Origin of the sequence: Bartonella sp. AP4SXKL, assembly GCF_042195845.1 — a bacterium.
GTDB lineage: Bacteria > Pseudomonadota > Alphaproteobacteria > Rhizobiales > Rhizobiaceae > Bartonella.
Genome location: NZ_JBHIPA010000001.1, coordinates 142,910 through 155,733, shown reverse-complemented (window position 1 = coordinate 155,733; position 12,824 = coordinate 142,910). Strand labels below are relative to the sequence as shown.

Annotated in this window: 6 protein-coding genes; 3 read left to right on the top strand and 3 right to left on the bottom strand. The window is 37.9% G+C overall.

All coding sequences use genetic code 11. The annotated features are described in order from the left end of the window. The first annotated feature begins 616 nt into the window (after nucleotides 1–616). Genes ahcY through tsaE form a run of 3 tightly spaced genes read left to right on the top strand, consistent with a single transcriptional unit; the run spans nucleotide 617 to nucleotide 5,036 of the window. A complete protein-coding gene (gene ahcY, locus ACFIMI_RS00625) occupies nucleotides 617–2,014 on the top strand; it encodes an adenosylhomocysteinase (protein ID WP_375612789.1) in 1,398 nt (465 codons plus the stop codon). A gap of 34 nt (nucleotides 2,015–2,048) precedes the next feature. Beyond that, nucleotides 2,049–4,514, top strand: coding sequence for a PAS-domain containing protein (locus ACFIMI_RS00620; protein WP_375612788.1), 2,466 nt, complete (start codon nucleotides 2,049–2,051; stop codon nucleotides 4,512–4,514). 51 nt (nucleotides 4,515–4,565) lie between these two features. Next, entirely contained in the window at nucleotides 4,566–5,036 is a 471-nt protein-coding gene (gene tsaE / locus ACFIMI_RS00615; RefSeq protein ID WP_375612787.1) for a tRNA (adenosine(37)-N6)-threonylcarbamoyltransferase complex ATPase subunit type 1 TsaE, read from the top strand. A 679-nt stretch (nucleotides 5,037–5,715) separates the two neighbouring features. On the opposite strand, the gene trxA is transcribed toward tsaE, so the two are convergent. The 3 genes from trxA to addB form a co-directional block, all read right to left on the bottom strand. After that, a complete protein-coding gene (trxA, locus tag ACFIMI_RS00610) occupies nucleotides 5,716–6,039 on the bottom strand; it encodes a thioredoxin (protein WP_273790200.1) in 324 nt (107 codons plus the stop codon). A 177-nt stretch (nucleotides 6,040–6,216) separates the two neighbouring features. Continuing rightward, nucleotides 6,217–9,693 (bottom strand): double-strand break repair helicase AddA, encoded by a 3,477-nt coding sequence (addA, locus tag ACFIMI_RS00605; protein WP_375692170.1) that lies wholly within the window; start codon nucleotides 9,691–9,693, stop codon nucleotides 6,217–6,219. Continuing rightward, nucleotides 9,690–12,812, bottom strand: a complete 3,123-nt coding sequence (gene addB / locus ACFIMI_RS00600; RefSeq protein WP_375680936.1) for a double-strand break repair protein AddB — start codon at nucleotides 12,810–12,812, stop codon at nucleotides 9,690–9,692. Before addB ends, addA begins: the two co-directional genes overlap by 4 nt. Nucleotides 12,813–12,824: the final 12 nt, after the last annotated feature.

Below are 12,824 nucleotides of genomic sequence, written 5' to 3'. Positions count from 1 at the left end.
TGCATTTTTAATGCTCCATTTAGTATCACAAAAAATGTTTAATCGTATATCTATAGTCTTTTGATAAAAATCGTTGAAAACAGGAGAAAAGCACTTCTTATAAACTGTCTTTATCAAAGAGCAGGTTCAACATTGGAATCCTAAAGAACCGATTCTGAACTGCCTATCCATAAACATGATAATCTATGGCTTTGCATTTATATTATTTTGCTAAAAAGCTTAATAATGAGATTAAAGTAATTCTTCCTTTTTCAACAACCGCATAAGTGAGTAGAATACGAGTATACTACTTTCGATATTATCCCATAAAAATCAATATAAAAACTGTAAAGCAATGCACCATTTTTATTATTTAAAAGGTATTCCCTCTGGAAACTTTTAAAAGCTTTAAAGTTACGTGAAAAGGATAGAATTTTGTTTATATAATAAGACTTATCATGAAGATCTCTTATTCTGTCAGTAATATCACTATTCAGATCCATAAATGCATATTTTTTGCACAAATTTATGGAGATTTTAAAAGAGCTTTTTCACATAAAGAAGTCCTCTTCTTGTCTTGCATTTTTTTTTAATTTCTCCTACCGTCTTGGAAAAACTTATTTTAAAGGAATGAAGAATGGCAGCTCAAGATTTTGTTGTCAAAGATATTGCACTTGCCGCTTATGGTCGTAAAGAACTTGATATTGCTGAAACTGAAATGCCTGGTTTGATGGCTTGTCGTAAGGAGTTTTCTTCCAGTCAACCTTTGCGCGGAGCGCGTATTTCTGGCTCATTGCACATGACAATTCAGACAGCTGTTTTAATTGAAACATTAAAAGCGATTGGCGCCGATATACGATGGAGCTCTAGCAATATTTTTTCTACGCAAGACCATGCAGCAGCAGCTATCGCCGCAACAGGCATTCCTGTATTTGCCATTAAAGGTGAAACATTGGAAGAATATTGGACTTATATAGATGCAATCTTCCAATGGCCAGATGGTAATCCTTCCAATCTTATTTTAGATGATGGAGCTGACGCCACAAACTATATTTTAATGGGAAGTCGTGCAGAACAAAATAAAGATATTTTATCGCATCCCAAAACAGAAGAAGAAGAAATTTTTTTCAAACAAATACAAAAGCGTATGGATGCAACGCCAGTTTTTTTTACACGACAGCGCGCGGCAATTAAAGGTGTAAGCGAAGAAACCACAACAGGTGTAAACCGTCTTTATCAGTTACAAAAAGAAGGACTTCTACCTTTTCCTGCTATTAATGTTAATGATAGCGTCACTAAATCAAAGTTTGATAATAAATATGGATGTAAAGAATCATTGGTCGATGGTATTCGACGTGGAACAGATGTGATGATCGCTGGTAAAACTGCCATTGTCTGTGGTTATGGTGATGTAGGAAAAGGTTCAGCAGCATCTCTTTCTGGTGCTGGGGCTCGTGTTAAAATAACAGAAATTGATCCTATTTGCGCTCTTCAAGCCGCTATGGATGGCTATGAAGTTGTTAATTTGGATGATGCTGCTTCCAGTGCTGATATTATCATCACGACAACAGGCAATAAAGATGTTGTTCGTTTAGATCATATGCGACAAGTAAAGGATATGTGTATTCTTGGAAATATTGGTCATTTTGATAACGAAATCCAAGTCGCTGCCCTTAGAAATTTGCCATGGACAAATATTAAACCACAAGTTGATATGATCACCTTTCCCGATGGAAAACGCATCATTTTGCTCTCTGAAGGGCGTTTGTTAAACCTCGGGAATGCGACTGGGCATCCTTCTTTTGTCATGTCAGCCTCGTTTACTAATCAAGTTTTAGCGCAAATTGAACTTTTTACCCGTTCAGAACACTATACAAATGAAGTCACTGTTTTGCCTAAACATCTTGATGAAAAGGTTGCACGTCTACATCTGGATCGGTTAGGAATAAAATTAAGTGTTTTATCAGAAGAACAAGCCGCTTATATTGGAGTCTCACCACAAGGACCTTATAAACCAAACCATTATCGTTACTAATACGTTTCCTTGGGTTAAAAAAGGGAAAGATGCCGTGCTCAGCTTTGGTGACTATAACCCCAAAGAAAAAGCTCAAAAAGAGATCCGAATCTATACGTATATATTTTGCCTTTTTTTCTTTTTTTCTCCAACATGCGCTTTTGCTCAGTCATTGGAAGGTTATTTACCATTTTTCTTCACTTTGCCGAATGGTCCATGGCTGCTTTTAGCGCTGTGTGGAGGAATTTCTTGTGCTTCACTTCTCACGTGCCTAGCTGTTATTATGCGTGCAAAAAAAACTGCACAGAAGCCTTTGAAGATAATTCAGGCAAATTTTTCTGAAAAACTTAAATATTATGAATGGCTTCTGGAAGAAACCGAGCAATTCCTTCTTATTTGGGAAAATCCAACAACCTTACCCCGTGTCGTTGGTGCCCTTTCTGCATTGCAAAAAATAGGAATCGACCAGAAAGATTTTCAGCGTTTTGAGCTCTGGGTTGAAGAAAATTCTCTGCGAGAACTTGATTATGCATTGACTCAACTACGTTGTAAATGTCACCCTTTTGATCTTTCTATCACCACCACAAACAATGTATTGCTGCAAGTTACAGGAGTCATCGCAGGAACAGTCGCTATTGCTCGTTTTCAAGATATCTCAAAACAACAGAGTGAAAATGCTCGTTTACAGAAAGATATCGCCCGCCTTCTTACTGAACTGAGAATGCAGCGTAATCTTCTTGATCTTATTCAAGAGCCCGTATGGATAAAAGATTGTGAAGGAAAAGTTTGTTTTATCAATCGCGCCTTTAGAGAAATGACAGATTTTCGTGAAGGCAGTGATGAAGTGGGGGATCTTTTCAATGAAAATACACAACGCAAAACAGATGAAATAGAAACAATTTTTCAAGAACATGTTCACACAGTTATTGATGGAGAACGACATCGTTTTCATCTCACACGTATTACAACAGCCGAAGGGATGGCAGCTTTTGCGCGTGATGACAGCGCATATGAAAATCTTGCTCATGAATTAAGTTATGTTCTTCAAAGCCATTGTGAAACACTTGACCAAATTTCAACAGCTGTAGCTATTTTTGATACAAACCAAAAATTAAAATTCTGTAATCATGCTTTTAAAATTTTATGGCCGTTGGAGACTTCCTTTTTAGAAAGTGAACCAAGCCATACATTATTTCTTGAACGTCTACGTGAAAAAGGGCTCATTGCTGAACACCCCGATTGGCGCGCATGGAAAGAAGAACTTTTTAAAGCCTATCGACAAACAGAATCGAACCAACAAATTTGGAATCTTCCAGATGGGCGTACGGTGCGTGTTATCTCGAACCCTCATCCACAAGGAGGTGTCACTTGGCTTTACGAAAACCTTACAGAAAAAATTGATCTTGAACGCCGTTATAATACACTTATTAAAATACAAGGTGAAACACTTGATAAACTTTCCGAAGGCGTGGTTGTTTTTGGTACTGATGGACGCCTTCGTTTATCGAATCCTGCCTTGTCGAAATTGTGGTCTCTTCCTTATAATTTACTGGTAGAAGGGACCCATATTACACAGTTACAAAGCCATTGTTCAGCCTTAACCTTAGGACAAGAATGGGATCAATTTACCAAATTCATTACCGGTTTTGCTGAAAAACGTGAAACATATTCAGGTCGTATAGATCTTAAAAATGATATGATTATTGACTATACTCTGGTTCCTCTTCCCGATGGACAAACAATGCTTACTTTTGTGAATGTTACAGATACTGTCCATGTTGCACGTGCTCTTCAAGAAAGAAATGAAGCATTAGAAAGTGCTGATCGTTTGCGTAATGAATTTGTCCAACATGTTTCCTATGAATTGCGTACACCTCTCACCAATATTATTGGATTTTCGGATATTTTACGTGATCAAATTTTCGGCTCTATCAATAAACGTCAACAAGAATATCTTGGGCATATTCATTCAGAATCAGGAACTCTTTTAAATATTGTTAACGATATTCTTGATCTTGCTACCCTTGATGCAGGCATTATGGAGTTGGACATAAAATCGGTTAATATTGCAGATGCTATGATACAAGCAGTAGCACGTGTAGAAGATCGCCTTAATGGACGGCATATTACGCTTTTACAACAAATTTCTCCTTCCTTAAATTCTATTTCTGCTGATGAAAAGCGCTTGCATCAAATTTTTGTGAATGTACTGAGTAATGCTATTAATTTTGCAACGGAGGCGAGTACTATTGAATTTTGCGTCGATGAACAAGATGATAACATTGTCTTTAGCGTTCACAATCAGGGCTCTGACATCCCAGAAGACGTTCTTGATCGTATTTTTAAACGTTTTTCTTCCCATTCACACCATGGTGGGCGTGCGGGAGCGGGTCTTGGCCTTTCCCTTGTAAAAAGTTTCGTTGAACTACACGGTGGACATGTTGAAATTCTTACCGGTTCTGGAAAAGGAACAACAGTTAAATGTTTTTTCCCACTCTCCAAAGGAGATACGATTTTTTAATTTTAACCTTTATGATAACAAAAATTTTTCATCCATTTCATGGAACTTTTAATGAATTTTAGTTTTTTTCTTGAAAATGAAGAGGCAACAAAGCTTTTTGCACAAAATTTAGCTCTTTCTTTAAAGCCAGGAGATCTTGTAACGCTGCAAGGAGATCTTGGAACTGGAAAATCAACCATTGCACGTACAATCATTCAAACACTTGCGAACGATAACACTATGGATGTTCCAAGCCCTACTTTTACTCTTGTGCAAAGCTATCAACTTCCAAAGTTTGAAATTATTCATGCTGATCTTTATCGCCTTTCTATGGCAGAAGAAATTGATGAATTAGGGCTTCATGAAGCTCGTGAGAAAAATATTTTACTTGTTGAATGGCCAGAAAGAAATACAGCTCTTTTAGAACTCGCCACTTTTGCACTCACCTTACACTATAAAGAACATGGGCGTCATGTAACAGTTAGATCAGCGCAACATTCCATTGAATGTTTGCAACAGTCTTTTACAATTCGTACATTTTAAAAAAACATGAACATCATCATTTTTAATTTGATAATACCTCAGTACTACCTATGAAATCTGAGATGATGGACAACATAAAGAAGGCTTCATGGAGGCACCAACCATGGAAGATGAAACGAAATGCTGACTCTTTTATATAACAATGACATAAATTGCAAAGGACAGCCGTTAATTTATAGAAATTCATCAATTTATTTTAGAGAATCTGATACCTACAATTTTGATTTTAGAGAATAGTATAAGAGAATTTTAAATTGAAGTGATAACCCTTTAGAAGAGCATTATATAACCTGTAGTGAATTGCTTGTCTCTTTCTGCTTAAAAATTGTGAGCTTCAGAAAAGTAATTTGCAAAGTTTTTGCTTAAAATCTCCCTTTATGTGTTGAAAACACTATCTATCTCAATAGTCTTATCTAAGAAGAAATACCTTTAATGAAATTATCATTAACCCAATATTTTTAACGCGCCTATAAGGAAAGAATTGCATATATTCTTCATACAAAGCAATTTTTTATAAAAAATGGTCAATTGAATCATGCATAAAAGCACGAATTCTTAAATTCATTTAAAATTTTGATTTTTATTGTCTTTTCATTATAATATAATGCAAAAAAGAATATTTTAAAAAAGTCAAAAGGAGAGACAAAATTTCTCTCCTTTATAGTGATTATATGTGGAATTAACTAAGCCCATCTTTTATCCATTCAGAAAGACGTCCTTTAGAGGTAGCGCCAACCATATTCGATGAAATATTTCCATTTTTAAACATTAATAATGTAGGGATAGAACGTACTCCGTATTGGGTAGCCAGTTCCGGATTTTCATCAATATTTACCTTAGCAATTTTAACTTGATTTTGCATTTCTATTGAAATTTCATCCAACATTGGAGCAATCACTTTGCAAGGGCCACACCATTCTGCCCAAAAATCAACCACAACAGGGGTGGAAGAGGTTAGAACTTCACTTTCGAAATTGTCCTTATCAACTTTTATACACGTCATTGATTTATCCTTTATATTCACCTTTTATAGATTGGTATAATAACAATTCATATCAAGTTATTGCAAAGATAAATTATTAAAGGACTTTTTTATACCAGGGATTGTGCGTTGTGTTTGTTTGAGCGATTTTATGAAAGTAAATAAAGTGTAAAAATGCTTTGCAGGGAAAAGACTAACTTATAAGGCAACTTCACTAAGAAATGCCTCAAGTTTTTCTGGAGGAAGTTTAAAAATTTTGGCTTCTTTACTGTAGATAAGCAGAGCCTGTATATCTTTATCGGGATGAATAGCTTGCAATAATTTTCGATAAAGAGCCATTTGCAACCAATGATGGGAAGCAATAGCAGCTTCATTTTCTGGCGGGGTTCCTGTTTTAAAATCTGCAAAGATAACGCTGTTTTGCGTGATGTAGAGACGGTCAATTTGACCAGAGATTGCTTGTTCTTTTCCACGAATTTTCACAATACCCATTAAGGAGACCTCAGCACGTGAATGCTCAGAGAAAAGGGGTTTGAGATAAACATGATCTAATATTTTCCAAATATGGCAAAGAGCATCTTCTCTTTGGCTCTCATGCCAATGAGAGGCTTTGATATTGAGATAGTTTCGAGCATAATCTCGACGTTTTTGTGGGGGACAATCGGGCAAATACTGTAACAATCGGTGAACGAGATTACCATATTCAATGGAAAAAGCTCTGTTTGTGTTCATGGCTCCTAAAACAGGTGAAGTGGTAAACTGTTTTGGATTTGAGAATAGCTCTGTATCAGCTTCAATGGAAAGGCTCGCCACTGACGGTTTTAACGGTTTTGGGAGCACCGGTTCTGCTGGGACTTTATGGGAGAAAAAGTCTGGTAGAGGTGGAAGTGTTTGGCACTCAACGGAAGAAATTTTTTGGTTTATAGAAGTAGAAGAAGGCGGTGTAATGCAATAACGCCAAGCTGCAATATCTTCCGCAGGACCTTTTATAGCTACCGCATGCGGTTCGAGAGCTCTCTTTACCAGTTGTAACCATGTATGAGATGGCGTTTTCTGATTTGTATACCCGCAAACAAACAAGCGATCTTCAGCGCGTGTCATTCCTACATAAAGAAGGCGCCTATACTCCTCTTCAGCACGCTCTTTTAAATATGAAATTGCTTGTTTAGAGAGTTTTGTATCAAACTTTTCATTGGGATGCCAAATAAAGGCTTGTTTTCCGTTCCATTGTGCATTGTTTAAAGGAACTTTAAGCAAGTGAGGCGCATGCTGGGGATGCCAAATCGCACTACCGGGATCAACTAAAAATACAACAGCAGCCTCCAGTCCTTTTGCGGCGTGAACAGTCATGATGCGAATTTCTTCATGATTTTGGTCAAACTCACGTTTAATTTCTGGTTCACTGACACTTAATGTTTCCAAAAAAGCTTGTAATCCTGGTAACCCCGTTTTTTGAATCGCGAGTGTGTAGTCCATAAAAGCATCAAGCACATCATTGGCTTCCGAGCCTAAGCGCGCTAAAATTTTTTGTCGTCCCTTATCATCATTTAAGATATGACTATAGAATTCGAAGACTGGTATTTTATCCACTAAAGTACGATATTGACTCAAGCTTTCAAAAGTATCTTTAAAAGGAATATGCGACGATGCCTGTTCACAAAGGCTTTTCCAAAGGGAGCCTGTACGGTGAGCGGCAAGTTGATAAAGTTCCTCTTCGCTAAGCGCAAAGAGTGGACTTTTTAAAACACAAGCAAGAGACAAATCGTCTTGTGGTTGCAAAACAAAACGTCCGAGTGCCATTAAATCACGCACACTCATATGTTTTATAAGCTGTAAACGGTCTGCACCAGCGACGGGTATATTGCGTTGTTTAAGGGCACGAGAAAGCGCTAGGGCAAATTGATCACGCTTACGAACCAAAACCATAATATCACTAGCACGCAATAACCGCCCTTTTGCTGGAAGCATTTCTCCTTTGTGTAACCAGCCTGCAATCGTTTCAGCAACTTTTTCTGCCAAACGTACTGCTGGTATATCTAAATGATCAACAGTTACATGCCAATCATCAGGAAATTCGTCTTTTTCTTTAGAAATGGCATCCCATAAAATAACTTCACCTGGACTGTGAGTACGGATAGCTTCGTGTATGGTTTTTGTATTTTCTGCTGAAAGCCCTTTATAATTCTCTGGTGTTTCAAAGACAAGATCCACACTTTTAAGAACATCGGCTGTGGAGCGAAAAGAGTAATTCAATTGTATTTTTTCAAATTTCTGCTTTGCTTGTTGTGCTTTTTTTTGAATAATTTTGCCATTTGCAGCAAAATTTTCTGGTGCAGCGCCCTGAAAGGAATAAATAGACTGTTTTTCATCTCCAACAGCGAAAAGAGTACGTATATTGTCACGTTGACTATGACCTGTAAAAAATTCTTGCGCTAAAAGTTGAATAATTTTCCATTGATCAGGGTTCGTATCTTGTGCTTCATCAAGCAAAATATGATCAAGACCCTTATCAAGTTTATAGTGCACCCATTGGCTTGCACCTTTGCGCTGTAACAAATGGAGTGTGCGCTCAATGAGATCATCAAAGTTTAAAAAACCATTGGCTTTTTTTAAATTTGCATAAATTTTGAGATAAAGGGCACAAAGCTGAAAAGCAGCCATATTGAGGGTGGCAACTTTTGCACAGTGATATTTTTCTAAAAGAACAGAAAGCTTGCTTTGTTTATCTTTAATCAATTGTTGAATAAAAGGCCAAATTTCATCTGATTTTTTAGACGATATAAGTGCAAAATTACGAGGTTTACCTTCTGTTGTAAAATAAATATTTGAAACAATATCAATGATAGTTTCTTCATCACAAGCGGTTTCTAATTGGGGAAGTTTTTCAATGATACTCTTAGTGTTTTTATTCCCATGGGTTTCACAATGGTTAAGAGCATAAAGAGGAAGACGAGCAGTCTGTTGAATTTTTTCTAGTAATTGCTGATTTGTATCATCAGGTGCTAAATTAAACAGCGCCCGCAATTTCTCTTCTCCATTTTCAGACAGAAGAGAAGACAAAAAATCAGACAGTTTATGTTGCTTTTCAGCTGCTTCATACAGCAATTGGTTAAAAGTATGTTCACTGATAACCTTAAGCAGCTGTTTTAGAGCGGGTTGTATATCATGATGCTTTAAAAGTTGGCAGCGGGCTTCTTGTAGTAATTTCTTGCGGTTGATATCATCTATGAGTTCAAAATGTCCAGCAATATTGGCTTCTAGCATAAATTGATGCAAGAGAGATTCGCAAAATGCGTGAATAGTCTGTATTTTCAAACCACCAGGTGTTTCTAAAGCACGAGCAAAGAGTTGGCGCGCATAGGTTATTTTTGTTGCACTGATAGGTTTGTTTTCAAACTTCGATAAGATTTCTTTAAGCTGTGCATCATCGAGTTCATTCCAGCTGGAGAGTGTGCGAAAAATCCGCGATTGCATAACAGCGGCGGCGGCTCTCGTGTAAGTAAGGCATAAAATACGTGCTGGAGAAGTACCGTTTAAAAGCAAACGAATAACGCGTTCGGTTAGAACATGGGTTTTTCCAGATCCTGCATTTGCAGAAACCCATACATGTGTTTTTGGATGTGTTGCTGTTGCTTGTGCATCAAGGGCTGCTTCAGGAATAGAAAAAAGAGTCATGATTGATCTCCTTTATGAAATCCATTTGACCATTCCCATAAGCGTGCCAGATGATCATAGTCACTTTCATATTGTTTTAACATAGGGACTGCGTGTGAAAGATAGCCTTGTTGTGGATTTTGATAATACTCCATTAACGCGATAAGATGTTCCCACGCCCTTTCACCAAGATTAATAACATTTTGGTGATCTTTTTCCGCTTTTTCTGAAAGAATTAATTGAGGAGTAATCTTACCTTTTCCATTAAGAGGAATATAAAATAGTTTTGAGGGGGACAGATTTTGAAAATCTGTAAAAGCTCCTCTCATTAATAGAGCGGTTTCCAATGCTAATTGTGGAAATAATAATTCGCGAACCTGTTTTGATGAAGGGGGTGTACTCGTTTTAAAATCAAGTATTTCAACCGTTTTGTTTGGCAATATATCAATACGATCAGCACGTCCTGAAAGAGTTACACCTGTTGTACCTATGGGTATTTTTTGCGATTCCACTTCCGAATGTCGTATTCGGGGTTCTAGACTTTGTTCCCATTGCAAAATAAAGGGAGCAAGATTTTCAAATGTATTCCACCAGATTGTTTCAACATCAGCAGGCAAATTAAACTTATCAAATTCTTTACGTCCAATAGCGAGCAACACATCTAATGCATTTGCAGCATTTAGATTTTTTATTTGTGTGCAAAAATCTGCAAGAATAGCGTGATAAAGTGTTCCGCGTTCAGAAGCACCAGGGTCATGAATAAGGGCTTTAAGTGGTTTGAGCCTTAAGATTTTTTTAGCATAAATGGCATAAGGGTCATGGCGTAACGTTGTTATTTCGGTGATGGAAAAATGACGTGGACGCACTGCAATGGGTGGCACAGGGCAAGGGCGTGTTGCACAAGCAGACATGTCCGTATTGTCAAGCATCTTTGCCCAATGGCGTATCTTTTCACCTCGTGCACGGATTTGTTTCCAAACTTGTTGTCCTACGACAGTTTCTAAGCGTTGTAGCCAGCGTGAAGGGAGAGAAGGAACATGATCAACTCGTAGTGCTCGGCTCATCACCACTTTATCCATTCCCATCGCCCATTGAAAATCATGCGCGGAAAGACCAATACGCTGTTCTGGTGGTTCCAGAGTTAACATCATTTTCATCGGTCGCGATAAAAAAGCATCATTTCGGGTTGATATCGGCCATGATCCTTCATTAAGACCACCAATGACCACTGTATCAACCGTTTGCAAACGCGATTCCAAAGTACCCCAGATGAATAAACGTGGATGTCCTCCAGGCGAAGGTGCGACGGAACGGGTTGCTATTATGGCAGAAAACATAGCGGGCCATTCACAAAGATGAAATGTTAATCCCGATTGATCACTGACCAATTCACGCAAAAAATTTGATAAGGCTTGTCCTGCTTCATGTTGATAAAGATGTGCAAGAGAATTATCCTCATTGCGACCAAAATTTTCAAAAACCTCAACAGTTGCTATTGCAGCCTCATTGATGGTGCATTCTTTCTCTTGTTTCATAAGAGACGTTAAAGGCTCAACAGCTTTTTTTAAAAGATGACAAAAGAGACGTGCTTCTTCACATTTCTGCTGATCAAGGGTGTTATTTTCAGAACTATTATGAAAAGATGTTTCAATCCATTTTTCAAGAAATTGATCACATTCGCAAAGATTAATACGCCCTGTATTCCCTCGAAGAACAAAAAGTTCAAAATTTTCTGCCATTTCCCGTAAACGATGACGATTTTGTTGGAGTGTTGTAAGGGGATGTTTAAGAAGAGAAAGAAAAGCAATGGGATCATCAGGTTGCAATACATTTTCTAAGATAAGTCGTAAGAGAGTTACAGGCAATGTTTGTGCAAGTGGTATTCCGCCTGAATCATTTGCTTCAATTCCAAATCGCTGTAATTCCACAGCAACACGGCGTGCTAAATTACGGTCATTTGTAATAAGGGCTGCAGTTTTTTGAGGTTCTTCAATAGCTTTGCGTAAGGTAACAGCTATAGCGAGAGCTTCTTCACGTTCATTTATAGCTTCAATAAATGACCAATCTGCACAAAGATTTTCATAATCATCACGGACAATTTGTATCCATTTATCTGTTGTAGAAGCAGGTCGGAGTGCTTCTGATAAAAGAGCCATTCGTTTTTTCTTTGTTATACTTTGTTGGCCAATTTCGCAAACATGATGACGTTGACACTCCATGAGAGTTAGAAGTTTTTTTAAATGATATTGAGGATGGCTAAAAACATTTTCTGCAGGATCAAAAAAATCACAAGCTGTTTTTTCTTTATTGCTTGTGCTTAGTGCATTCCATTGTTCTTCATCCATATGAAGATCAAGGCCAGGAAGAACAACAGCCCCTTTGGGCAGAGAAGCTATAACCTTTAAAAGATGAGAAACTGCGGGCATAGAACCTGACACACCAGCAGCAATGATAGGTTTATCAGGCTGCGTGCATCGCAAAGTCTCTGCATGCATTGTGAGTGCTTGATTACGCCATTCCGCGGGATTGCTTCGTTGCCTTTCGGTCAAGATTTGTGGCCAATTTTGCGTAACAATAGTCAGAAAGTCGAGCGTTATTTGCCACCATTCAGCGACCATATCAGGTGCAATATCTTTAAGTTTCGACCAATCTGCTCCTTCTGTTTCAATTTCGTCCATCAAATGCGCTAAATCCTGAGCAAGCCAAATTGCATCAGCACTATGAGCCGGAATAAGTACATCTTCTGTACCAAACATGGCACGCAGATGCGCAGGTAAATTTTCACGCCATGGGCGAATAAGGCGCGCTAAAAGCAGTAAGCGTTCACTTTTTCCAATGGGTGGATTCAGAGTGCTGGTATGATTTTCAACAAAAAGGAAACTGTCTTCATCGACATCTCCTAGAGCACGAATGGTTGGTAAGAAAGTTGATTGTGTATCGCTTCTTTCAACAAAGGCTAAACGTAAAGCGCGAGCAGCACGACGTGTCGGAACATAAATAAGGCTATCGGCAAGGGCAGTTTGAATGTCTCCATTGGGAGCGAAATTATCAATAAGGGTACCGGAGAGCAGTGCCTCAACAAAGTGAGGCAAAAAAGCCATTCCAGAAGATATAGAAAAGACACGTGGTTTATAAGTCATATGATCTCATAT